The sequence below is a fragment of the Streptomyces sp. DH-12 genome (assembly GCF_002899455.1).
In the GTDB taxonomy this organism is placed as follows: domain Bacteria; phylum Actinomycetota; class Actinomycetes; order Streptomycetales; family Streptomycetaceae; genus Streptomyces.
The window spans coordinates 2,667,558-2,689,087 of the sequence record NZ_PPFB01000001.1; the positions used below are offsets into that span (position 1 = coordinate 2,667,558).

At 68.8% G+C, this 21,530-nt stretch carries 24 protein-coding genes and 1 tRNA gene; 4 read left to right on the forward strand and 21 right to left on the reverse strand.

Features of this window, described 5'->3' with window-relative positions; genetic code table 11:
• Positions 1 to 395: 395 nt before the first annotated feature.
• From thrB to C1708_RS10585, 6 genes are all read right to left on the reverse strand, one after another.
• Positions 396 to 1,313 (reverse strand): homoserine kinase, encoded by a 918-nt coding sequence (gene thrB, locus C1708_RS10560; protein WP_106412431.1) that lies wholly within the window; start codon positions 1,311 to 1,313, stop codon positions 396 to 398.
• A gap of 451 nt (positions 1,314 to 1,764) precedes the next feature.
• The gene (gene thrC, locus C1708_RS10565) at positions 1,765 to 2,823 is read right to left on the reverse strand and encodes a threonine synthase (protein ID WP_106412432.1); all 1,059 of its coding nucleotides are present in this window, start codon (positions 2,821 to 2,823) and stop codon (positions 1,765 to 1,767) included.
• A gap of 6 nt (positions 2,824 to 2,829) precedes the next feature.
• Positions 2,830 to 4,122, reverse strand: coding sequence for a homoserine dehydrogenase (locus C1708_RS10570; RefSeq protein WP_198602452.1), 1,293 nt, complete (start codon positions 4,120 to 4,122; stop codon positions 2,830 to 2,832).
• A 156-nt stretch (positions 4,123 to 4,278) separates the two neighbouring features.
• Positions 4,279 to 5,670 carry a diaminopimelate decarboxylase gene (lysA, locus tag C1708_RS10575; protein WP_106412433.1) on the reverse strand — a complete coding sequence of 464 codons (1,392 nt, stop codon included), beginning with the start codon at positions 5,668 to 5,670 and terminating at the stop codon, positions 4,279 to 4,281.
• 17 nt (positions 5,671 to 5,687) lie between these two features.
• Positions 5,688 to 6,839: an ArgS-related anticodon-binding protein NrtL gene (gene nrtL, locus C1708_RS10580; RefSeq protein ID WP_106412434.1), complete on the reverse strand. Its 1,152-nt coding sequence runs from the start codon at positions 6,837 to 6,839 to the stop codon at positions 5,688 to 5,690.
• Between the two features lie 96 nt (positions 6,840 to 6,935).
• The gene (locus C1708_RS10585) at positions 6,936 to 7,433 is read right to left on the reverse strand and encodes a response regulator (protein ID WP_391662883.1); all 498 of its coding nucleotides are present in this window, start codon (positions 7,431 to 7,433) and stop codon (positions 6,936 to 6,938) included.
• A gap of 141 nt (positions 7,434 to 7,574) precedes the next feature.
• Here C1708_RS10585 and C1708_RS10590 point away from each other — a divergent pair.
• Positions 7,575 to 7,646 (forward strand) — tRNA-Arg (locus C1708_RS10590).
• 175 nt (positions 7,647 to 7,821) lie between these two features.
• Here the strand turns inward: C1708_RS10590 and C1708_RS10595 are convergent.
• From C1708_RS10595 to C1708_RS10655, 13 genes are all read right to left on the reverse strand, one after another.
• On the reverse strand, positions 7,822 to 8,205 hold the full coding sequence (locus C1708_RS10595) for a DUF6083 domain-containing protein (protein WP_198602454.1): 384 nt from the start codon (positions 8,203 to 8,205) through the stop codon (positions 7,822 to 7,824).
• A gap of 196 nt (positions 8,206 to 8,401) precedes the next feature.
• Positions 8,402 to 9,775 carry a tyrosine-type recombinase/integrase gene (locus C1708_RS10600; RefSeq protein WP_106412437.1) on the reverse strand — a complete coding sequence of 458 codons (1,374 nt, stop codon included), beginning with the start codon at positions 9,773 to 9,775 and terminating at the stop codon, positions 8,402 to 8,404.
• Complete coding sequence (locus C1708_RS10605) at positions 9,772 to 9,942, reverse strand: helix-turn-helix transcriptional regulator (RefSeq protein ID WP_191880614.1); 171 nt, start codon at positions 9,940 to 9,942, stop codon at positions 9,772 to 9,774. The genes C1708_RS10600 and C1708_RS10605 overlap by 4 nt, the downstream gene beginning before the upstream one ends.
• A gap of 16 nt (positions 9,943 to 9,958) precedes the next feature.
• On the reverse strand, positions 9,959 to 11,323 hold the full coding sequence (repSA, locus tag C1708_RS10610) for a replication initiator protein RepSA (protein WP_106412439.1): 1,365 nt from the start codon (positions 11,321 to 11,323) through the stop codon (positions 9,959 to 9,961).
• Entirely contained in the window at positions 11,316 to 11,501 is a 186-nt protein-coding gene (locus C1708_RS10615; RefSeq protein ID WP_078634963.1) for a hypothetical protein, read from the reverse strand. Before C1708_RS10615 ends, repSA begins: the two co-directional genes overlap by 8 nt.
• Positions 11,502 to 11,586: 85 nt before the next feature.
• Positions 11,587 to 12,138, reverse strand: a complete 552-nt coding sequence (locus C1708_RS10620) for a GGDEF domain-containing protein (RefSeq protein WP_106412440.1) — start codon at positions 12,136 to 12,138, stop codon at positions 11,587 to 11,589.
• 92 nt (positions 12,139 to 12,230) lie between these two features.
• Complete coding sequence (locus tag C1708_RS10625; protein WP_106412441.1) at positions 12,231 to 12,548, reverse strand: SpdD-like protein; 318 nt, start codon at positions 12,546 to 12,548, stop codon at positions 12,231 to 12,233.
• 12 nt (positions 12,549 to 12,560) lie between these two features.
• Positions 12,561 to 12,716, reverse strand: coding sequence for a hypothetical protein (locus C1708_RS10630; RefSeq protein WP_106412442.1), 156 nt, complete (start codon positions 12,714 to 12,716; stop codon positions 12,561 to 12,563).
• Positions 12,717 to 12,727: 11 nt separating this feature from the next.
• Positions 12,728 to 12,919 (reverse strand): mobile element transfer protein, encoded by a 192-nt coding sequence (locus C1708_RS10635; protein WP_030767843.1) that lies wholly within the window; start codon positions 12,917 to 12,919, stop codon positions 12,728 to 12,730.
• A 19-nt stretch (positions 12,920 to 12,938) separates the two neighbouring features.
• Positions 12,939 to 13,604 (reverse strand): DUF2637 domain-containing protein, encoded by a 666-nt coding sequence (locus C1708_RS10640; RefSeq protein ID WP_106412443.1) that lies wholly within the window; start codon positions 13,602 to 13,604, stop codon positions 12,939 to 12,941.
• Positions 13,604 to 13,807: a hypothetical protein gene (locus C1708_RS10645; protein WP_241911220.1), complete on the reverse strand. Its 204-nt coding sequence runs from the start codon at positions 13,805 to 13,807 to the stop codon at positions 13,604 to 13,606. The genes C1708_RS10640 and C1708_RS10645 overlap by 1 nt, the downstream gene beginning before the upstream one ends.
• Positions 13,808 to 13,887: 80 nt before the next feature.
• Positions 13,888 to 15,243, reverse strand: coding sequence for an FtsK/SpoIIIE domain-containing protein (locus C1708_RS10650; RefSeq protein ID WP_106412445.1), 1,356 nt, complete (start codon positions 15,241 to 15,243; stop codon positions 13,888 to 13,890).
• Positions 15,244 to 15,246: 3 nt separating this feature from the next.
• A complete protein-coding gene (locus C1708_RS10655) occupies positions 15,247 to 15,600 on the reverse strand; it encodes an SCO3933 family regulatory protein (protein ID WP_106412446.1) in 354 nt (117 codons plus the stop codon).
• Positions 15,601 to 15,757: 157 nt separating this feature from the next.
• Between C1708_RS10655 and C1708_RS10660 the strand changes: the two genes are divergently transcribed.
• Positions 15,758 to 16,489 (forward strand): XRE family transcriptional regulator, encoded by a 732-nt coding sequence (locus C1708_RS10660; RefSeq protein ID WP_106412447.1) that lies wholly within the window; start codon positions 15,758 to 15,760, stop codon positions 16,487 to 16,489.
• A gap of 28 nt (positions 16,490 to 16,517) precedes the next feature.
• Positions 16,518 to 16,988 (forward strand): NUDIX hydrolase, encoded by a 471-nt coding sequence (locus C1708_RS10665; RefSeq protein WP_106412448.1) that lies wholly within the window; start codon positions 16,518 to 16,520, stop codon positions 16,986 to 16,988.
• Here C1708_RS10665 and C1708_RS10670 read toward each other — a convergent pair.
• The gene (locus tag C1708_RS10670; protein ID WP_106412449.1) at positions 16,976 to 17,536 is read right to left on the reverse strand and encodes an HDIG domain-containing metalloprotein; all 561 of its coding nucleotides are present in this window, start codon (positions 17,534 to 17,536) and stop codon (positions 16,976 to 16,978) included. The two genes, C1708_RS10665 and C1708_RS10670, sit on opposite strands and share 13 nt — an antisense overlap.
• Before the next feature lie 1,016 nt (positions 17,537 to 18,552).
• Between C1708_RS10670 and C1708_RS10675 the strand changes: the two genes are divergently transcribed.
• Positions 18,553 to 19,434, forward strand: coding sequence for a NotI family restriction endonuclease (locus C1708_RS10675; RefSeq protein ID WP_157951265.1), 882 nt, complete (start codon positions 18,553 to 18,555; stop codon positions 19,432 to 19,434).
• Here the strand turns inward: C1708_RS10675 and C1708_RS10680 are convergent.
• The gene (locus C1708_RS10680) at positions 19,431 to 20,420 is read right to left on the reverse strand and encodes a DNA-methyltransferase (RefSeq protein ID WP_106412451.1); all 990 of its coding nucleotides are present in this window, start codon (positions 20,418 to 20,420) and stop codon (positions 19,431 to 19,433) included. The genes C1708_RS10675 and C1708_RS10680 overlap by 4 nt on opposite strands.
• Positions 20,421 to 21,530: the final 1,110 nt, after the last annotated feature.

Genomic DNA, 21,530 nt, shown 5'->3' on the forward strand with positions numbered 1-21,530 from the left:
CGTCGGCCTGTCTGGCTCGGCGACCGGTTGTGCTGTCCGGCATCGTTCCCTGAGGTGTGGACCGTGCCGGGGCGGTTGTCCGCCTGCGCGGCGGAAGAGATATCTGGTGATGGCGCTCCCCCGAGCCGTGGCACCCAGTGTCACGTGGCGTGGTCGCACCGGTTCCGAAGCTCCCCCAGAGGGGGTGCCCCCACCTGCGGGCCGTTCAGTGTCCGCGTACGACGTACTGCCCGCGTACGTAGCAGTGAACACAGTGCGGCTTGGGGGGCTCCCGGAAGAATGTCTGTCCCGGACGGGGACACGAGGCACCTCGCCATGGTGGGGTCGGGTGCAGACTTGAGATTAACACTACCGGATCCAACAAACATTCCCCCTCTCCAAATCCGGCGACCGTGTCAGGCGGCGAGCGGCAGGACGCTCGCTCCCCGGGCGTCCAGGCCCAGCCGGTTGGCGGCCCAGCCGGCGCCGGCGAGCGCTTCGACCTTGTCGGCCGTGCCCGCGTCGGCCAGCGCCATGACCGTGGGTCCGGCGCCGGAGATGACCGCGGGGATGCCGTCCCCGCGCAGCCGCTCCACCAGTGCGGCGCTCTCCGGCATGGCCGGGGCGCGGTACTCCTGGTGCAGGCGGTCCTCGGTGGCGGGCAGCAGCAGCTCGGGGCGCCTGGTCAGGGCCTCGACGAGCAGGGCGGCACGGCCCGCGTTGGCGGCGGCGTCGACGTGCGGCACGGTGCGCGGGAGCAGTCCGCGCGCGGTCTCGGTGAGGACCGGCTTCGCGGGCACGAAAACCACCGGAACGATGGAATCGGCGGGCTCCATCCTGATCGCCCGGGCGGCGCCGCCCTCCATCCAGGACAGGGTGAAACCGCCGAGCAGGCAGGCCGCGACGTTGTCCGGGTGCCCCTCGATCTCGGTGGCCAGCTCGAGCAGCGCGGTGTCGTCGAGCTTCGCCTCGGCGCCTATGGTCACGGCGCGGGCGGCGACGATCCCGGCGCAGATCGCGGCCGAGGAGGAGCCGAGGCCCCGGCCGTGCGGGATGCGGTTGGCGCAGACGATCTCCAGACCGCGCGGCTGTCCGCCGAGCAGGTCGAAGGCGGTGCGCAGGGAGCGTACGAGAAGGTGGCTCTCGTCCCGCGGGAGGGTCTCGCCGCCCTCACCGGCGATGTCGATGTGCAGCCCGGAGTCGGCCACCCGGACGACGACGTCGTCGTAGAGGCCCAGCGCGAGGCCGAGGGCGTCGAAGCCCGGACCGAGGTTGGCGCTGGTGGCGGGGACGCGCACCCGGACGGCGGCGGCGCGGAACGCGGGACCGGCCATCGCTCGAAGACTCTCCTTGAGCTGCGTGGACTGTCGAATGACGTTCGATGGACATTCGACGGCGGACGAGAACCCTGGGGCCGTCGCCGACCGGGCTGGCCGGCCGCTTCCGGGCCGTCCCGGGTCACTGGCGGGACCCTGGGGACGACGCACTGTCGCGGCATATGCGACGGGCGGGTTCCCTACAGCCTATCGAAGGAAGGTTCACCTGCGACATAGGGCGCACAGGAGGCGCACGATGCGTGTCGCAAGCCCCCTGTGCACCCCCTGTGGGGAGCGTCCCCGGGCAGGCGCGTCCCTTACGCCGGTTGCGCGGTTCCGCGGTGGCGGAAGCGCGCGGGCGGACGGGCCGGACGAAGCCTGCCGCCGCGAGCCGGACGGGCCGGGCGGAGCCTGCCGCGGGCTAGACGGAACCTGCCGCCGCGGACCGGACGATGCCGGTCGCCGCGGGTCAGACGAGACCGAGCCGCTGGGCGGCGGTGGCGGCGTCGACCGGGACGGTGACCGGCTGTGGGGCGCCGGCGACGGCCCAGTCGGGGTCCTTCAGGCCGTTGCCGGTGACCGTGCAGACGATCCTCTGTCCGGGATCGACCTTCCCCTGCTCGGCGGCCTTCAGCAGACCGGCGACCGACGCGGCGGACGCGGGCTCGACGAAGACGCCCTCCTGGGAGGCCAGCAGCCGGTAGGCGCGCAGGATCTCACGGTCCGTCACCTCGTCGATGCGGCCGCCCGACTCGTCCCGCGCGGCGAGCGCGAGCTGCCACGAGGCGGGGTTGCCGATGCGGATGGCGGTGGCGATGGTCGAGGGGTCCTTGACGACCTCGCCGCGCACGATGGGGGCGCTGCCGGAGGCCTGGTAGCCCCACATGCGCGGGGTCCGGGTGCTGACGCCGTCGGCGGCGTACTCCGTGTAGCCCTTCCAGTACGCGGTGATGTTGCCCGCGTTGCCCACCGGCAGGACGTGGATGTCGGGGGCGTCGCCCAGCATGTCCACGATCTCGAAGGCGGCGGTCTTCTGCCCCTCGATGCGCACCGGATTGACCGAATTGACCAGCGCTACCGGGTAGTTGTCGCTCAGCGAGCGGGCCAGCGTGAGGCAGTCGTCGAAGTTGCCGTCGACCTGGAGGATCTTCGCGCCGTGCACCAGGGCCTGGCCCATCTTGCCCAGCGCGATCTTGCCCTGCGGCACCAGCACGGCGCAGACCATGCCGGCGCGCACGCCGTACGCGGCGGCGGAGGCGGAGGTGTTGCCGGTGGAGGCGCAGATGACGGCCTTGGCGCCCTCCTCCTTGGCCCGCGAGATGGCCATGGTCATGCCGCGGTCCTTGAAGGACCCGGTCGGGTTCGCGCCCTCGACCTTGAGGTGGACCTCGCAGCCGGTGCGCTCGGAGAGCACCTGCGCGGGGACGAGCGGCGTACCGCCCTCACGGAGCGTCACGACCGGCGTGGTGTCGGATACCGGCAGCCGGTCCCGGTACTCCTCGATGATTCCGCGCCACTGGTGGGTCATTGCTGGTTACTCTCCTTCAACCCGCATGATGCTGGCGACACCACGCACGGTGTCGAGCTTGCGCAACGCCTCCACGGTCCCGCCGAGGGCCGCGTCGGACGCGCGGTGGGTGACGACGACGAGCGACGCCTCCCCGTCCTTGCCTTGCTGGCGCACCGTGTCGATCGAGACACCGTGCTCCGCGAACACGGTGGCGACCTGGGCGAGCACGCCCGGTTTGTCGGCCACGTCCAGGCTGATGTGGTAGCGCGTGACGACCTCGCCCATCGGCGAGACGGGCAGCGCGGCGTACGCGGACTCGCCGGGTCCCGTGGTGCCGCCGAGCCGGTTGCGGCCGACCGCGACCAGGTCGCCGAGGACCGCGGAGGCGGTCGGGGAGCCGCCCGCGCCGGGGCCGTAGAACATCAGCCGGCCGGAGGCGTCGGACTCGACGAACACGGCGTTGTAGGCGCCCCGCACGGAGGCCAGCGGGTGGCTCAGCGGGATCATCGCCGGGTGCACGCGCGCGGTGACCGACGCGCCGTCCTCGGCCCGCTCGCAGATGGCGAGCAGCTTGATGGTGCAGCCCATCTCCTTGGCGGAGGCGAAGTCCGCCGCCGTCACCTCGGTCATGCCCTCGCGGTGGACGTCGTCGAGGCGCACGCGGGTGTGGAAGGCGATCCCGGCGAGGATGGCGGCCTTGGCGGCGGCGTCGAAGCCCTCCACGTCGGCGGTCGGGTCGGCCTCGGCGTAGCCCAGCGCGGTGGCCTCGTCGAGGGCCTCCTGGTAGCCGGCGCCGGTGCTGTCCATCTTGTCGAGGATGAAGTTGGTGGTGCCGTTGACGATGCCGAGCACCCGGTTGACCTTGTCGCCGGCGAGGGACTCGCGCAGCGGGCGGATCAGCGGGATGGCGCCGGCCACGGCGGCCTCGTAGTAGAGGTCCCTGCCGTGCTCCTCGGCGGCGGCGTGCAGGGCGGCGCCGTCCTGGGCGAGGAGGGCCTTGTTGGCGGAGACGACGGAGGCGCCGTGCTCGAAGGCGGTGGTGATGAGGGTCCGGGCGGGCTCGATGCCGCCGATGACCTCCACGACGATGTCGAGGTCGCCGCGTTTGACCAGGGCGGTCGCGTCGGTGGTGATCAGCGCGGGGTCGATGCCCTCGCGCACCTTGTCCGGCCGCCGTACGGCCACGCCGGCGAGCTCGACCGGGGCGCCGATGCGGGCGGCGAGGTCGTCGGCGTGCGTCGTCATGATGCGCGCCACCTCTGAGCCGACCACTCCACAGCCCAGCAGCGCCACCTTCAGCGGACGCGTACGCATCATCCGACCTCGTTTCCTGATTACCGTCTCGGTTGCACCAGTCTCACCCACCGAACGGGACTTTCTGTACCAAGTCCGGATCGTGAGACATCTATTTCATTTCCATGACCGGGCCGGCGAAAGATCTTCCGCCGGCCCGTCGTCTCCCCCCGGGGTTCCTCATCCGACGTCGAGCCGGAGCAGGTCCTCCTCCGTCTCCCGCCGGACGATGACCCGCGCCTGGCCGTCCTTGACCGCGACCACCGGCGGCCGCAGCACGTGGTTGTAGTTGCTGGCCATGGACCGGCAGTACGCCCCGGTCGCCGGCACGGCGATCAGGTCGCCCGGCGCCAGGTCGCCCGGCAGGAACGCGTCCTTCACCACGATGTCACCGCTCTCGCAGTGCTTGCCGACGACGCGGGCCAGCATCGGCTCGGCGTCGGAGGCGCGGGAGACGAGGGAGACGCTGTACTCGGCGTCGTACAGGGCGGTACGGATGTTGTCGGACATGCCGCCGTCGACGGAGACGTACGTCCGCAGCCCGTCGAGCGGCTTGACGGTGCCGACCTCGTACAGCGTGAAGGCGGTCGGCCCGACGATGGCGCGTCCCGGCTCGACGGAGATCCGCGGGGTGCGCAGCTTCGCGGCCTCGCACTCGCGGGTGACGATCTCGGTGAGCGCCTTGGCGATCTCGTGCGGCTCACGGGGGTCGTCGTCGCTGGTGTACGCGATGCCGAGGCCGCCGCCGAGGTCGATCTCGGGCAGCTCGACGCCGTGCTCGTCGCGGATGTCCTTGAGCAGCCCGACCACGCGGTGCGCGGCGACCTCGAAGCCGGACATGTCGAAGATCTGCGACCCGATGTGCGAGTGGATGCCGATCACTTCGAGGCCGTCGAGCTGCAGCGCGCGCCGCACGGCCTCGGCGGCCTGCCCGCCGGCCAGCGGGATGCCGAACTTCTGGTCCTCGTGGGCGGTGGCGATGAACTCGTGGGTGTGCGCCTCGACGCCGACGGTGACGCGGATCTGCACCCGCTGCCGGGTGCCGAGCTCACGGGCGATGTGGGCGACGCGCACGATCTCCTGGAAGGAGTCGAGCACGATCCGCCCGACGCCGGCCTCGACGGCCCGGCGGATCTCGGCGACGGACTTGTTGTTGCCGTGGAAGGCGATGCGCTCGGCGGGCATCCCGGCGGACAGCGCGGTGGCCAGCTCGCCGCCGGAGCAGACGTCGAGGTTCAGCCCCTCCTCGTGCAGCCACCGCACGACGGCCCGGGACAGGAACGCCTTGCCCGCGTAGAACACGTCGGCGCCCTCGCCGAAGGCGGTCCGCCAGGCACGGGCGCGGGCGCGGAAGTCGTCCTCGTCGAGGACGTAGGCGGGGGTGCCGTACTCCTCGGCGAGCCGCTTGACGTCGATCCCGCCGACGGTGAGCACGCCGTCGGCGTCACGGGTGACGGTCTGCGCCCACACCTTGGGGTCGAGGGCGTTCGGGTCGGCGGGCGGCGCGAGGTAGTGCCCCTCGGGGAGGACGTCGGCGTGACGGGGCCCGGCGGGGTGTGCGGAACGGCTCATGGCAGGTCTTGGGCTTCCTAGAGATGTTCGGGTGCGTCGATGCCGAGCAGGGTCAGGCCGCCGGCCAGCACCGTCCCGGCGGCTTCGGCGAGGGCGAGCCGGGCACGGTGGGCGGCCGAGGGTTTCTCCTCGCCGAGCGGCAGCACGGCGGGCAGCAGGGGCGCCAGCGCGTCGGCGACGGCGACCAGGTGCCGGGCCAGCCGGTCGGGGGCGCGGTGCGCGGCGGTGGCGGCGAGGACGCGGGGGTGGTCGGCGAGGGTGAGGAGGAGAGCTTGGACCTCCCCCTCGGAGGTGAGAGGGCCGGGCTCGGGGGTGAAGCCGAGGTCGGCGGCGTTGCGCAGGAGGGCGCGGGTATTGCCGCCCGCGGGCTCCTGCGCGCCGGGGGTGAGAGGGCCGGGCTCGGGGGTGAAGCCGAGGTCGGCGGCGTTGCGCAGGAGGGCGCGGGTGCGGGCGTGGGCGTACCGGACGCGGAAGAGGGGGTTGCTCTCGCGCTGGGCGAGGTGCGCGGCGTCGTGACCGGAGCCGAGATGGGGGCGGTCGTGCGGGGCGGGGTGGAGCAGGGCCCAGCGGGCGGCGTCGCGGCCGAGGGGCAGGGGGTCGGCGGGGGCGGGGACGGGGCGGAGGGGGGCGGCGTCGGTGTCTGTGCTTGTGGGGATGGTGCTGGGCACGTCGAGGACGCGCACCCAGGCCGCCTCGGGCGGACGTGAGCTGGACATCTCCGGGCGAGCGCCCTGCGACCGCAGCACCCGCGCGACGGAGTCCATGAGGACGACGGCCCGCACCTCGTGCGCGGCGTGCAGCCGTACGACCTGACCGGCGAGGTCGTCGGTGTGCCCGTACCGGAGACCGGCGCGCAGGATGGCGCGCACGAGCCGGACGGGGGCGGCGCCGGCGAGGGAGATGTTGAGGAACCCGGGCCCGGTGACGACGACGTCGCTGATCCCGTCGGCGCGCAGGAGACGCGCGCGCAGCAGCTCGGCGACGGCGGGGGCGGGCCGCCCGGCCGGACGGGCGAGCTGGAGGGCGACGCTGGTGGCGTAGTCGCCGCAGCCTCCGGGCCCGGGGGGCGCGACGACGACCCGCTCGGGCACGGCCACGGAGAGTTCCCCCTCGTCCACGGCACGGCGCACCGCGTGCAGCACGGTGCGGGAGAGCTCGACGGGGGTCACGGGACAAGCGTAGGCGAGGAGGGGGGTGGGTAGGCGAACATGTTTGGGGGCTGTCCCGGGATGTGGACGGGCATGGACAGCGTCAAGGGTTTGATGTCATCCCCCGGCGTGCCCGGCGGCCGCCTCGGCGTCCCCGCTCCCCCGCATCCCCCGCACATGTCCGACCGGCGCGTCGATCAGCGACCGCACGACCCGCACCAGCTCCTGCGGATCGAACGGCTTGGCGAGGAAGGCGTCGACCCCGACATCGAGCCCGCTCTCGACCTCGTGCTGCGTGCAGGCGCTGACGACGACGAGGGGGATGCCGGCGGTCCGGGGGTCGGACCGCAGCCGCCGGGCGGCGCCGAGCCCGTCCAGCCGGGGCATGACGACGTCCAGGGTAATGAGATCGGGCCGCACCTGATGCACGACTTCCAGACACTCGGCACCATCGGCCGCGGTCACCACCTCGACGCCCTCCAGCTCGAGGTTGACCCTGATCAACTGCCGGATGACCTTGTTGTCGTCCACCACAAGAACCCGGCCCGAAGTGCTCGGCACCACTCGAGAGTAGGTCGGGACCGGCCACCGCGTCCGGCGTTTGACCACTTCCACCCCGACCGGGCGACGGGCCGCATGGAGCGTCGGGCGGGGAACCGGGCGGGGCCGACCCCGCTCGACGCGGAAAGTGGTTCATGACCACCCCCGGAGAACTGGTAGTGTTCTACCCGTCGCCGCGATCACCGCGCCCGACACGCCCCCGTAGCTCAGGGGATAGAGCAACGGCCTCCGGAGCCGTGTGCGCAGGTTCGAATCCTGCCGGGGGCACCGTGCATGAGGTGCCCAAAGACCCCGTCACCAGCGGAAACGCTGAGAACGGGGTCTTCGCGTATGTGCAGGCGTGTGCCGCTCTGAGCGGCCCTATGTCGGCGTCCGTGGACTATTCGTGGACAGGATCTTGGGGCATCTTCCCTGGTCAGCCCCGAGGTTTCCGAAGTGCCCGTCAGCCGGCGTCCGGCCACTCCTCAGGAGGCGGAGGCAGCTTCGGGTCGTCCCGCCGCTCCGCTTGCCGCGCGTTCTCCCCTCGCAGGCTCGTCAACCACGGCCACAGATCCGGCAGCGGCTGCGCCGGGCAGGCGAGACGGTGCTCGATACGGCACCGCTGGAACTGATCCGGCGGACACACCCCGTAGACCGTCACCCGTCCATCGGACAGCTCGATCCACCGATGCTCCGCCGGCACCGTGTGAGCCAGTGGATGCATGTCCGGCTCCAGTAGCACCCAGTCATGCTCGATCGTCGCCACTCGATCCCCCAGCAGCCCGCAGTACGGGCAGCGGGACTGCCCATCACCCAGCCGCCGCGGCTTCTCTTCTAAAAGCCCCATACCGTGAGAGTCGCCAGCCCGACGGCCCGGGCGTAGAGCGCGAATCGGACGGAACCCCTGGGGCAACCGTCCGGCAACGAGGCGAGAGACGACGCGGCAGGTGCAACTAGCAACCAATGGCCGACGGCACACGGCCGAGATACGGCGAAGCCCTCCAGCCCATGCGGGCTGGAGGGCTAACGGCCTACGCGAGTGATCACTCGTACTCGCGCAACAACTCCTCGATCTTGCGGTTGACGATCTCCTGCCGTCCGTCGATGCACTTGGCGTAGCGGCTCAGCAGGACCTCCACACTGTTGCCCGCACGTTCGGCGACCTCCGTCGGGTCCACCCCGGAATTGAGCCAGGTCGACAGCGCCGAGTGCCGGAGGTCATACGGGCGAGCCGCGAGCGGGGAGGCGACCGCGGCCGGCGGAAGCGCCAGCGCACGGGCCTCCTGCCAGACGCGGTAGTACGTCGAGGAGCCGACCACTCCCCCGCGTTCGTTGGTGAACAGCCGCCCGTCCTCGGCGGTGCCGAAGGTGTCGAGGTGCTGCCGGAGGATGGCGACGAGCTGGGGCGGGATGGGTACGCGCCGGACCTCTTCCGCCGGCCGGTTCTTGAGGCCCCGGTCATCGTGGGTCTCACCGGAGTCCGTCCACTGCTTCCCGACGCTGGGACGCGTCCGATTCAGCAGCACCGTCCCCCAGCCGGCCTCGGGCAGCTTTAGGTCCGCATCGGTGAGGCCGACGGCCTCAGCCGGACGCAAGGCGCCGTAGTACATGCAGGCGAACAGGCCGACGAGTCGGCGACCACGCGCCCGGCCGTACCCACCGACGTACGAGACCGCAGTCAGCAGGGAACGGGCCTGCGCGGGATTGGCGACCACCCGGGGATCGACTTCCCCGGCCACCTTCGGTTTCTTCCAGCGGATTCCCGTGATCGGGTTCTCTTTGAATTCCCCGAGGTCCACTGCATAGTGCAGTGCGTTGACGAGTGTTCGACGCTTACGCCGGACGGTCTCCGCGGCTGCCGCCGTCCCGTCGAGCTTCAGCTTGAGCGAATCCAGGACGGCCCTGCCGATCGCGGCGTCACCGAGGTCCGAGAGCGGACGCGACGCTTTGGCCACCCAGTGCAAGGTGTTCGCGATCTCAGTCGGCAATTCACGCTCGTCCGGGCCGGGGAGGATGAAGGCCCAGTTGCGAAGCGCCCTCCTGATCAGTTCCTCGGACGGCTGCCCCGGGCGCTCGTCGACAAGGGCCATCGTCACGGCGGTCAGGGCCTCATTGATCCCGTTGCGCGTGTTCGGCGCCGCGTGCGGCCACTTCATGGCGAGGTACTTCAGAGCGAAGGCATACCAGGTCATCGAGGCCGCCTTCTCGACCATCGAATTGGGCAGGCCCGTCTCTGCGTCGAACTCTTCGCCGGCATGAGCGGCGCGAAGCAACTTGGAACGGTAGTGTTCCGCAAGCCCCTTGGTACGGAACTGCTCAGAGAACACGTTTCCGGCGACAGTCCACCGGACGTCATAGGACGACTTCTTTGTGTTCCGCTTCCGCACGCTCCAGACCTTGACATCGAGAGATCTCATGCGGCCGACTCCAACTGCCGCAGCCAGTTCCGGAAGTCGCTTCGCCACACCCGCAGTTCACCGTTGGGCAGCTTGAAAGCGGCCGGCCCCTGCCCAAGCTCCCGCCACCTGTAAAAGGTCCGCCGAGAGACACCTCCGAGCTCCTCAAGGATCTGCGGAACAGTCATCAGCTCGTCTTTCACGTCAGACTCCCTCCAGTGCGGATAGCTCTTCGCGGGCGGTCTCGCGGTTGTGTTGCAGGTCGCGGGCGATGCTGGCGGCGAGGACGGATTCGCCGGGGGTGTGGCCGTGTCCGGCGTACTGCCAGTCGGCGAGGACGAGGACGGTGTCCGGCTCCTGGTCGTCGAGGCCGAGGGCGGCGTGTTCCTGGGCGGCGCGGTAGTCGGCGCGAGCCTGACGGAGTTCGCCGAGGGTGGTGGAGTAGCGGCGGGACTTGGTGGAGAAGTGGCCGCGGAAGCCGAGCATGTGAGCCCAGGCCCACAGCCGTCGGTCCGGGTAGAGCGGGTCGAGCGTCTTACAGGCTTCGATCAGGCGGCGGGTGTGGTCGGGGACCTGGTGGCGGTCGAGCTCGGAGAGCTCCCCGATGCGGCGGTCCAGAGTGCCGGTGTTCTCGGCCACCTTGGTGGCGTACTTGGCGACGTAGGAAGCGACCGCCTGTTCGGTGATGTCGGAGCCGTCTCCGAACGCCTTGACGGGCCGGACGTCGAGCTGGGTACCCCAGCGGAAGGTCCGGGCCGGTTGGTCTTCGGCGGCCGGGACGGAGACCGAGGTGTAGGAGTGCGCGGCGGCGGCGCGGATCGCGTCGGCGAGCAGTTGCACGGTGGCCCAGGACGGCGGCGGGGTGTCTGGGCCGTCGGGTCCGTCGAGGCGGATCACGGCGTGGAAGTGCAGGGCGCCGCGTTTCTGGAACTCGGCGACCTTGCCGTACGACAACCTGGCGCGCTCTTTCAGCTCGCGCTGGGTGAGGCCGGCGCGGGCGGCGATCTCGCGGCGGAGCCGGTTGGTGAATCGTTGCCAGAGCTGCCCCGCGTGGTTGTTGAACAGCACCGCGCCCGCGTAGTCGTACGTCGCCGGGTCGAGGGCGGTACCCAGTTCCGGAGCGTCAGGGGCGTGCCGTACTCCGCAGCGGCAGACGCCACGGTCGGGCCGGTTGTGGACCGGGCCGAACGAGGGTGCGGTGAGGGTGGTGAAGACGCGCGGGTGATCGCGGACGGTGGCGGGGATGTCGCGGCGGTCGTCACCGGCGAGGCCCGCGCGGATGAGGTGGTAGGTGTCGCCCGCGTAGGTCCAGGCACAGGAGGGGCAGCGGGAGGCACGGCGGTTGCCGCAGGCGAGGCGGAGACGGCCGCCCGGCTCGCCCTCGGTGGAGTAGTGGTGCAGGGTCTCGCCGGTGGTCTTGTCCTTGTGCACGACCCAGCCGGTCAGGTGGATGGGGTCGGCGCAGCCACCGGTGCGGCGTATCTGTTCTTCCCAGCGGTGGTAGTCGACGGCCGAAGCCACCCTCAGCAGGTCGCCGAGGGTGGTCGGGTCGAGCAGCGTCTCAGGCACCAGCGCCCTCCCGGACGCGGCGGGCGGTGACGGTGCCGGTGCCGTGGCAGACCGGGCAGTGAGCGGTGATGGTGCGCAGGTGCCCGCGCGGGTCACGGCCGCCGATGGTGACGGCGACGGAGGCGAAGCCGTCGCAGGCCGGGCAGATACGCGACGCGGGCGGGGTGTGCTGGGTCATGATGGTGGTTCCTTTCGATTGCGGTTGGAAGGAACGGCCCCGGGTGGCGGCGTGCTTGGCGGCTTGTGCGCCACCCGGCGGCCGGTCAGCGAGAGAGGCGTGAGCCCCGGCGACCACGGCCCTTGGCCGCGTACATGGCCGCGTCGGCGGCGGCGAGGGCATCGGTCAGCAGCGGCACCGGCAGCTCGGCGAGGCGGCAGACGCCGACCGACGCGGCCAGCGGCAGCGAAACGCCGTTGTAGGGCAGCGGCCGGTGGAGTGCGGTGGTGAGCGCGTCGAGGTCGACGGCGGCCAGGTCCTGGACGACGGCGACGAACTCGTCCCCGCCCAGGCGACCGGCGGTGCCGTGACGGCCGCACCAGGTGCGCAGGCGATCGGCGGTGGCGATGAGCGCGGCGTCCCCGGCGGCGTGGCCGTGGGTGTCGTTGAGGGTCTTGAAGTGGTCGAGGTCGACCAGGAGGACGGCGGCGGCCGGGTGCCGGCGGATGCAGTGTTCGGCGCGGGTGGTCCAACCGGCGCGAGTGTGCAGACCGGTCAGCGGGTCACGGCGGGCGGCGGCGAGCCGGTGGGTGAGGATGCCCCCGTGCACGGCCCAGCCCAGTAACGGCACCAGGGCGGCGGCTATCTGCAGGTCCATGAGCGTTCCCTTCGGTGACGGCGGTTGGCGAGGTACGGGGTCCCGGAAGGCGGCGGCGTGCTTGGCGGCTTGTGCGTCGCCACCGGGACCGGTCAGTGGCGGTGCTGGGAGGCCAGCAGCGAGCGCAGGACGACGGCGCAGACGGCGACCGAGGCGGCGGTGATGGCGACGGCCAGGAGCATGGAGACCAGGACGGCGCCGACGACCAGGACCACGGCGGTGCCGCCGCCGACCAGGGCGAGCGCGGTGCCGGGGGTGAGCTGGACCGTGGGACGGGCGGGGCCAGCGACCGAGGCCGGGGTGGGCGGCGAAACCGAGGTGCCCGGGGTGATGGTGGTCGGCTCCACCACGGCGGGAGGGGTGACCGTGCCGGTGGGCTGGGGCATGGTCGGGAGCTTGGGCCGGAACATGAGCGGGTCTCCTTACTTGACGGCGGTGTCGATGACCGGGGACAGGAGGCTGTCGGCGAGGAGGTAGCCGCCGAGCAGCAGCACCAGGACCAGCCAGAGCGGCGGACGGATGAGCTTGACGCCGAGCCAGCCGACGACGACCAGGGCGAACCAGAGGGGGACATCCATGGGGTGGCCTCCTAGCGGACCTTGCAGCGGTGGGTGCGGGCGGCGAGCTGGGCGGCGGACTGGCTGGAGTAGTCGGCGGACCAGCCGCAACCGTCCGAGCTGCACACGGCGGCGTGCTTGGTGGTGCCGTTGCGATCGCGGTGGGTGCCGATCTGCACCGGGCCGATCCGCATCACGGAGTGGAAGAAGTCGCGGGCAGGCATGACGGGGTCTCCTCTCGGGTCAGGTGAGCTGGGCGGCGATGGCGTCCGCGAGCTGGGGCGGGACGCCGAGGCGGGCGCGGAGGGTGTCAGTGTCGATCCGGGAGCCGGTGCGGTGCTGGTGGTCGGCGGCGACCTTGCGGGCGTGGTCGACCAGCGCGGCCGGGACCGGCACCACCGGACGGGGCTTCGCGGTGGGCAGGGCCGGGGCTTCCTCGGCCGCCGGGACCGCTACGGCTTGAGGTTCCGGGTCCGGCTCAGCAGCGGTGACCGGTTCGGGCTCATGCTCCGGGTCCGGGGCGGAGGGTGCCGGCGCTTCCGGCTCCTGCCGAGTGGGTGAGTGGGCGAGGAGGGTGCCACCCATGAAGGCCAGGGCGGGCCAGGCGGCGACGAGGATGCGCAGCCAGGCCGGGACGTCGTCCAGGTCGAGGAGTCCGGCGGTGGCGACGTTCGCGCCGAGCGAGGCGACCAGGGCGATGAGGAACCAGCACCAGGCGAGCCGGGACGGCCCGTCCGTGCGCAGTCGACGCCAGGCGGCGACCAGGAGCAGGTCGACCGAGACCGGGTAGGCCCAGGCCTTCCAACCGTCCTGTCCGGCAGCGGCGGCGAGGTCGTGCAGGTGCGCGAAGGACAGCGCCCCGGCGATGACGGCCTGGACCAGGACGGCGTCGACGCGGAGGCGGGCCATCACGGCTGCCCTCCCGGGTACTGGGGGCCGTCGGTGGGGTCGTAGCCGGGCGGGAAGATGCCGGGCGGGGGTTCGGGGAGGGAGACGGCCAGGGAGGGGCCGATGGCGTCGACGAAGGCGGAGTCGGCGCCCAAGGTGTGGGCGTACAGGGCCAGGGCGCTGAGCAGCTGCACCGTGCGGTTGAAGTCCTCGCGGGTGTCCACGGGTGCACCTCCGGTTTCTGGCATGGCAGGGGTAGGGACTTGGCGCGAAGCGGTCGCGCCGACCGATCAGGTGGTGTGGCTCAGGCAGCGGCCGGGGCGGACTCGACTGCCGGGGCCGGAACCGGTGTGAGGGTGCCGAGCGCGGGCCGGAACGGGGCGAGGGCGGGAAGGTCCGGGGTCAGGTCGGCGTGCCGGTTGCAGATGTTCACGGCCTGCCGCAGCGAGGTGTGCGGGGCGCGGATGCGGGCCCAGCCGCCGGTTGAGTCGCCGGTGATGGCGACGCCGGGGGTGTCGGTGGGGATCTGAATCGCGGCGAGGACGGCGTCCGGGGCGATGTCGCCGAGGGCCATGTTCGCCGAGGATTCGTCGTTGACGCGGTGGGCGGTGCGGCCGGTGAGCTGGGCGCGGAGCATGGTGATGCCCTTGCCGAGTTCGGAGCCGAAGCGCTGCCCGCAGATCTCCAGGTAGATGCCGGCCGCGCGGCCGAGCTGGGCGAGCCGGGCCAGGGCAGTGATGATGCGGTCCCGCCGCTTCTCCTCCTCCTTGGTCGCGAAGAGGGCGAGTTCGGCGACCTCGTCGACCAGGACCACGATGGGCACCGGCCGCAGGTGTTCGGGCAGGTCCCAGATGTCGGCGGCGATCTCCGCATCCGGCACGTCAGCGGTGATCCGCTGCTCGGCCCGGATGAGCTGGTAGACGTCCTCCATGTGGGACACCAGCGCGTCGAGGAGTTCAGCGGCGGTGTCGGGGTCGTCGGCGAGTGCGGAGAACCGGCGGGCCAGCGGGAACAGCTCGACACCCTGCTTGCAGTCGATGCCGACCAAGGCGACGTGCTGCGGCGCGAGGGCGGCGACGAGGTTGCGCTGATAGACTGACTTCCCGGACTCCGTAGCCCCCAGGGTGAGGGCGTGCGGAACGGCTCGGTAGTCGCGGTAGTGGACGGCCCCGTCTTCACGCAGGGCAACCGGGACCCGCATCGGTCGGGTGTCGGCCACGGCAGGCATCTGCACACGCTTGAGCACGTCGTAACCGGTCATGCGCAGCTCGACCACACCCGAGCGCAGCTCACGAGAAGTCACGCCGTACATGGCGAACGAGTGTCGTAGCCGATCACATGAGGCGGCCACGTCGAAGGCGTCCTGACCGGGGCGGAGCTTGAGCCGGAGCACCAGGCCGGTCCGGGTCACTCGGAACCGCAGGATGCGCGGGGCACGGGGTCCGGGAACGGGGCGGTTCGTCATCCGGGCCAGCGCCAGTCGCCAGCAAGGGGCCGGGACGGTGAGGCCGCAGGCGTCCATGACCGAGCCATAGCGGACCAGGACCCGCAGCGCGGCGAGGGTGACCCCGAAGGTCAGCCAGTACCAGGCGGGGCGCCGCCACCGCAGGAGACCCGCGGCGGCGACGACCAGCACCAGAGCGACGATCAGCCACGTCATGGCTCAGGCCGCCTTCGAGGCCGCGTCTGCAGCGGTCAGCGAGGTCACCGCGACCGCGCGGAAGGCGATGCCGTGCCGCTTCTGGCCGTTGAACTCGTTCTCCCACGGCGAGGCGACCAGGCCGGTCAGGACCACCGGAGTGCCCATGGCCAGGTCCTCGGAGACGCCGGACTGCGGGACGGTGAGCTTGAGGATCTCCACCTCGTCGGGCGTGGAGAACATGACCTCCACGACCATGAGGGTGGCACCGTCCTTGTCGAGGGCGATCTCACCGGTCCGGCGATCCTTCACCTTGGGCTGAGGGGCCTTGGCGACCATCACGGTGGCGTTGGCGGTGTCCACGGGGATCTGACGCATCGTCTTGTCTCCTGTTGCTGTGAGGTGTTGACCGACATCCCGTCGGTGAGATCAGGAGACCGTGAGAACTGGTGGACGCATCACCGCCCGTATGGACGTTTGGGGACGTCTGAGCTACCGTCAAAACGTCCCTAGCCGTCCGAGTGAAGGGCACGTCATGGCGAACGAGCGTCTGCGCGCGGCGATTTCAGCGAAGGGCGAGACGATCCAGTCCGTTGCCGAGCACGTCGGAGTGGACCCCAAGAGCGTCGAGCGGTGGATCACCACCGGCCGCACTCCGCACCGCGGGCACCGCTGGAAGGCGGCGAGCTTCCTCGGGGTCGACGAGGTCTACGTCTGGCCGTCCGTGGAGAAGCAGGCGGAGAAGGCCAGTACGTCCGAGCTGATCACGTACTACCCGCACCGTGGCGCGGTGCCCGCCCCTCTCTGGTCATCCCTGATCGAGAAGGCGACGGACCAGGTCGACATCCTCGTGTACGCCGGACTCTTCCTCTTCGACAGCAACCCGGACCTGCCCGACCAACTGGCCGAGAAGGCGAAGGCCGGCGCCCAGGTCCGCATCCTGCTCGGCGATCCCGACTCCGAAGCGGTCCGCCAGCGCGGCGAAGAGGAGGGCATCGGCGGTGACCTGGCCGCACGTGCCCGGATCACCCGGCGCTACCTCGAGCCCGCCATGTCGACGCCCGGCGTCGAAGTCCGGCTGCACGACACGATCCTCTACAACTCGATCTACCGGTTCGACGAGGACGTTCTCGTGAACCCGCACGTCCTCGGAGCTCCCGCCGGCCAGAACCCGGTGATGCACTTCCGGTACCTCCCCGGAGCGCGAACCTTCCGGCACTACATGCGGAGCTTCGACTATGCATGGGAGCGGGGCCGGGAGGCGTAACAGGCCCCGGACGTGCAACGCTGAACACATGGCCCGTGTCGACTACTTCAACGATCCCAACGCCCCGAAGGCGAACAGCCTCGTCCCCTCCGTGACCGCCGTTGCACGCAATGAGGCCGGAGAGGTCTTGCTGATTCACAAGACCGACAACGACCTCTGGGCCTTGCCCGGTGGCGGCGTCGACCTGGGCGAGTCGGCCCCAGACGCAGCCGTGCGCGAGACGAAGGAAGAGACCGGCTTCGACGTGGAGGTGACCGGCCTCGTCGGCATCTACACCAACCCAGGCCACGTCATGGCGTACGACGACGGCGAGGTCCGCCAGCAGTTCTCGATCTGCTTCCAGGCCCGCATCACCGGCGGCGAGCTGCGGACGAGCAGTGAGAGCAAGGAAGTGGCCTTCGTAGACCCGAGCAAGCTGGACGAGCTGAACATCCACCCGTCGATGCGCATGAGGATCGAGCACGGCCTGGCCGACCGGGCGGAGCCCTACATCGGCTGATGCGCCATGCGGTCGCGAGTCCGCTCGACAGCGTCCCGGAGATACGGCCGTGCCTTGCTGATCGCGTTGTGTACCTCGCTGCCCGGCTCGTAACGGACCAGGATCTCGTCAATCCGGGTGTCGAAGTCGAAGGACTGCCCGGCGGGGCCGGTCGTCATGTCAGCGAAGATCAAGGCGTCGAGGACCGGCGAGTCTTCCCGCTCATAGACGGCCAGCTCCGCCGAGAGCCCGCGCTGCTCCGCCTCGTACACGGCTCCGGAGTGGTGAGCGACCAGCCGCACCAGGCGCGCCGGCGCACCCAGCGATTCGAGGTGCCGAGCACCATCGAGGGGATGGAAGCCGGTGTCACGCAGCTCGGGGGCGTAGCCGATGTCATGCAGCCACGCGGCAGCGACGAGGAGATCCCGGTCCGCCTCGGACACAGCCGCGGAAGCCTCGCGCGCCCGAGCGGCCACGGCCTGAGTGTGCAGCCAGCGGTTCCCGAGCGGAGGGAGCAGGGACTCGGCGAGTTCGGCCGCTCCCTGGGGCGTGTCCAGTGCAGAAGGCATGCATGGAACGTTAGCCGAGGTGAGCAAAGAGCCGACAGGCCACGATCGGGGCGGTTGCCGATCATGGGTGCGGTAAGACTTTCCCTACGTTCATCAAGGCTCGCTTCGCTCGCTGGTCCAACGGCCAGCGGCGCTCTTCGATCATCGCCAACCCGACCGCCGCGCACTCCGCCCAAGCGCATCAACGACCGCTCCTGGCTCGCATGCCACCACCACCACGATCCGGCCTCAGGAAGGGAAAGACGCAGACTGCAGCTAGACCCCAACCCCCCGCTACCAAGACCACCGCGCACCCCCTTTCCACCCGGTTGCCTACTTCCGTAGGTCGGATCAAGACCCGAGGTCCGCGCCAAGCGCGGCGGCGCCGGTCGGTCGCCGCCGCGCCGCCTCACCTGTCTTCGCCACCGGCCGCACGTCGCCGCCCGCCCGTCGCCGCCCGCAGCGGCCACATTCCAACACGGGCACGGGGGCGAACGATGATCCTCAACGGTGCAGGTCAAAGACGCTTTGTGTCACCGCGAGAGGCCGGATCGTGGTGGCGGCGGTATACGGGCCGACACTGCCAGATGCGCGGGCGTTCGCACGGCCCGCTGATCCACGCACCTGGCCACCGGCCGGACGACGGGCGCGCCATGAGAGGGGAAAACCCCTTCGTGGCTGGGGCGGCCGGCTCCACGGCTTTACGCAGCCACTTTGGCACGAGCCTCGAAGATCATGGCCCCAACGTCGTGCTTTACCGGGCAGGTCCACAGACTGCCCGACGCGCCGGAAGCTTACGGGGCCATGATCACTCGCGCCAAAGCAGCTCCAGCCCAAAGCCGTTCCACCGGCCTGACGCAGTATGCCGGCCGCTCGTTGGTTCAGCCCATGGCAGGCACCACCGTTCCGGGCCATACGTTGCTGATGACCCATCAAGCCACACTAAGATCATCGCAGTTAGAGGTGATGCTTAGACCGTCAGGGGGGGCTGGTTCAACATGCCAAGGTCACAGCAGCGTGGGCGAATCTTCCCAATTGTGGAGATCTACGGCTATCCGCATGATTCCACGACCCCGGAAGCACAAGCCGCCCAAGAAGCGGAACACTGCCCCTTCTCTGGCGGCTCCTGCGAAAAGAAGAAGCAGTATGGATTCGGCTACTGTTCCGTGACATACCGAGCCAACTGGGACGAACAGCAACACACCTACGCTGTATGTGACCACAGGCTCGACGGTAGGCCCACCCAGTGGGCAATGCGCGATTACTTCGGCGACCAGCATGCCTATCTGGTGCCGGAGGTCACCGTGACGCAGCGACCGAAACTGAACCTCGACTATGTTGCCTACACAACCGATGTTAGTCGACCCGGTGAGATCAAGGCGATCGCCATCGAAACTCAGGCCATCGATCTGCGCGGCGGGGGCGTGGGCCCTGCCTTCAAAGCTTGGGAAGCTGGTGAGCCAGGCGAATGGCGAGAGTACTTCACAAGGGAAGCTACCAAGAAAAACCGGCCAGACACAGTCGATTATGGAGTGAATACCAGTAATGTTTACAAGAGGCTCGGCACGCAAGTAGCCGAGAAGGGAACTTACCTACAACAGATATCCGTGCCCCTCTATGTAGTAATGCAGCAAAAAATCCTCGAACAGCTCAGAGATCGCGTTAATTTCACGCCCCTAAGTGATTCCGACCCGTGGAATATAACCTTCATGGGTTTTGATTACAACGGAACGCTTCTTGATGACGGTCGACTCGCAATGCCACACGTGGAGACTGTGCGAACCAGCATTGAAGACTACACTCGGGCGATGTTTTCAGGCGGAAACTCACCCATCACCCGAGGCGAGTTTGTCGCGAAAGTGAAGCGTAAGGCCGCTGCGCAGTTGCGACAGCGCCAGAGTGACTCTCGCATCTTTTAGAAGAGTGCATCCTCGCTCTGTTCAACGACCATGGTGTCGGGTTCCTCTTCGTCCACTGCGAGTCCGCCCGAGATGTTTTTTCGCGCAGAGGCTGAGAAGTGCGATGTAATTTCGAAGCCGAGGGCCCGCCTTCCATTTTCCACAGCAACAGAAAGCGCGCGACCTGTTCCGCAGAAGGGGTCCAGGACGAGGCCACCAGGCGGGCATGAGCTGAGGATTCTAGGTTCAATCAACTTAACAGGGAAAGTGGCCGAGTGCCCGTCAGAACCTGGCGCTGCGTTGACAGTTACGACGTCACGCGCGCCGGCCTCTACCGCTGACATGTCGTAGTAGTACTTGGCTCGCCCCTCCTTGGGGCGCTTCACGAAGTGGTAGAAGTGCTCGTGCGCCAAGCGAAGCCGATCCTTTTCGGGCCTGGGTGGCACATTACGCTTCTCCCAAATAAGATCATTGCGCAGGATCCAACGATTCTCCTGCATGGCAATCGCGAAACGCGCCGGAATTAGAAGGAGTTGCTTCTCCTGCCGGAAACCACCCATAGGGGTCTTCCGGCGCATCCGTGGATTATCTCCCAGCCCTTGCCTGCCATCCAGCCTAATGCTCGACCAGCGCGCAAAATAAGTGTCACCAATATTTACCCACAGGCTCCCGCCAGGCTTGAGTGCAGCTGCACCTCGCTGGAAGAATTCGACAAGGTTGGACACGTACCACTCAGGCATGGGTTCCATCCCCAAGCATCCCCCGTGCAGTCGATACCAATCATAGGATGGCGCCTGCTCTTTGGTCCCCCCCTCAGCCAGCCACTCTTGCAGGATATTTTCGTTGTGAGTTAGGCCGTAGGTCCGAAGCCCCCAATACGGAGGCGACGTGATAATTAGGTCAACGGATTCATGCGGGAGCTTTCCCATTAGGTCGTAGGCATCTCCTTCGTGCACTTCAGCTACGCGCTGTTGGCGAGGGATTGAGATTGCCTGGGGACTTTCCATGCCTACGACTCCGTATCGTTACCACTTAACTTGTGGGCGGGATAATTCTAGCATCACTTGGTGGCGACTAGGGCAAGTAGGTCAAAAAGTTATTTGTCTCATTCTTTCGCGGTGGAGTTCTTTCGCGGTGGAGCTAGGCCATCCTGTATCAGCAGTACAGCAACGAAGTACCGCGACCAAAGCAACCGGTCGCGACTGGAGGTGGTCCTTATGGGCTTCGCAAACGCCTGATGACCACTACTGACCGACCGACATAGAGCTACGGGGCAGGTGTCGTCACTGGCCCCTAGTTCTTGCTTTCGCCGGCGGGCGTAGCCGTCAACGTACTGCCGACGTCATTGAGAGGCATTCTGCGATGCGTTCCCATATTCGCGCTCCACTTGCCCCAGTGGATTCCTAAGATGCTTCGTTTTGACGATACTTCCTCCCCGAGTTTCCGATCTTATCGGCTTCGCGTAGCACCATTTTCCAGATGGCGTACGCGGAAATTAGATCTGCATCAAAGGTCTCCGTCTCCCCACCTTGAGGCATCTCGTCAGCAGACATGAAAGGCATATATCCTTCACCTCGCAGTTGTCTCAAGACAGCCTGCTCTACTTGCCAGGCGTCCGCTCCAGAATGGAATTGCTCGCGCTTGAAGAGGACCCAACCTTGGCGGGAGTGATCTATATATCTTCTATTCCGTGCCGCCGAACCTGCGATACCAATCTTCACCGCCCCCAAGGGATGCATAAGAACATAGACGTGAGCAGGTGCTGCATAGTCGAATCCAGAAATCGCACAGTATCGACACCCAGTACCTTGTCGAACTTTGCTCCAAACGGGCATCACTTCCCGTCCACAGGTTGCACAGACACAGCGCCAAGGCTTCTCAGAGCCGGGATATGGCTCCTGTGGGATGAGCCCGGCTTCCCGCATCTTTCTATCAGCATCCACTGGATCCACAGTGTGGCCCGCGCAATACTTACACCCTGCTCGTCCCGCACGAACGTCGCTGAGCCGTGGATTCACGCGGCGCCGGCATTTTGTGCATACACACCGCCAAGGTTTGCCCGCTCCCGGATACGGATCTTTCGGTTCCAGGCCCGCACTTCGCATCACCTGACTCGC

Excerpts from the sequence above, each read along its gene's own strand:
- C1708_RS10600 (WP_106412437.1), bottom strand. The coding sequence starts at position 9,775 with ATGAGATCTCTCGATGTCAAGGTCTGGAGCGTGCGGAAGCGGAACACA.
- thrB (WP_106412431.1), bottom strand. The coding sequence starts at position 1,313 with ATGGCCGGTCCCGCGTTCCGCGCCGCCGCCGTCCGGGTGCGCGTCCCC.
- thrC (WP_106412432.1), bottom strand. The coding sequence starts at position 2,823 with ATGACCCACCAGTGGCGCGGAATCATCGAGGAGTACCGGGACCGGCTG.
- C1708_RS10640 (WP_106412443.1), bottom strand. The coding sequence starts at position 13,604 with ATGGCCCGCCTCCGCGTCGACGCCGTCCTGGTCCAGGCCGTCATCGCC.
- C1708_RS10635 (WP_030767843.1), bottom strand. The coding sequence starts at position 12,919 with ATGCCTGCCCGCGACTTCTTCCACTCCGTGATGCGGATCGGCCCGGTG.
- C1708_RS10625 (WP_106412441.1), bottom strand. The coding sequence starts at position 12,548 with ATGTTCCGGCCCAAGCTCCCGACCATGCCCCAGCCCACCGGCACGGTC.
- lysA (WP_106412433.1), bottom strand. The coding sequence starts at position 5,670 with ATGAGCCGTTCCGCACACCCCGCCGGGCCCCGTCACGCCGACGTCCTC.
- C1708_RS10650 (WP_106412445.1), bottom strand. The coding sequence starts at position 15,243 with ATGACGTGGCTGATCGTCGCTCTGGTGCTGGTCGTCGCCGCCGCGGGT.
- C1708_RS10680 (WP_106412451.1), bottom strand. The coding sequence starts at position 20,420 with ATGGAAAGTCCCCAGGCAATCTCAATCCCTCGCCAACAGCGCGTAGCT.
- C1708_RS10630 (WP_106412442.1), bottom strand. The coding sequence starts at position 12,716 with ATGGATGTCCCCCTCTGGTTCGCCCTGGTCGTCGTCGGCTGGCTCGGC.
- C1708_RS10660 (WP_106412447.1), top strand. The coding sequence starts at position 15,758 with ATGGCGAACGAGCGTCTGCGCGCGGCGATTTCAGCGAAGGGCGAGACG.
- C1708_RS10595 (WP_198602454.1), bottom strand. The coding sequence starts at position 8,205 with ATGGGGCTTTTAGAAGAGAAGCCGCGGCGGCTGGGTGATGGGCAGTCC.
- C1708_RS10665 (WP_106412448.1), top strand. The coding sequence starts at position 16,518 with ATGGCCCGTGTCGACTACTTCAACGATCCCAACGCCCCGAAGGCGAAC.
- C1708_RS10570 (WP_198602452.1), bottom strand. The coding sequence starts at position 4,122 with ATGATGCGTACGCGTCCGCTGAAGGTGGCGCTGCTGGGCTGTGGAGTG.
- C1708_RS10620 (WP_106412440.1), bottom strand. The coding sequence starts at position 12,138 with ATGGACCTGCAGATAGCCGCCGCCCTGGTGCCGTTACTGGGCTGGGCC.
- C1708_RS10670 (WP_106412449.1), bottom strand. The coding sequence starts at position 17,536 with ATGCCTTCTGCACTGGACACGCCCCAGGGAGCGGCCGAACTCGCCGAG.
- C1708_RS10615 (WP_078634963.1), bottom strand. The coding sequence starts at position 11,501 with ATGACCCAGCACACCCCGCCCGCGTCGCGTATCTGCCCGGCCTGCGAC.
- C1708_RS10605 (WP_191880614.1), bottom strand. The coding sequence starts at position 9,942 with ATGACTGTTCCGCAGATCCTTGAGGAGCTCGGAGGTGTCTCTCGGCGG.
- C1708_RS10655 (WP_106412446.1), bottom strand. The coding sequence starts at position 15,600 with ATGCGTCAGATCCCCGTGGACACCGCCAACGCCACCGTGATGGTCGCC.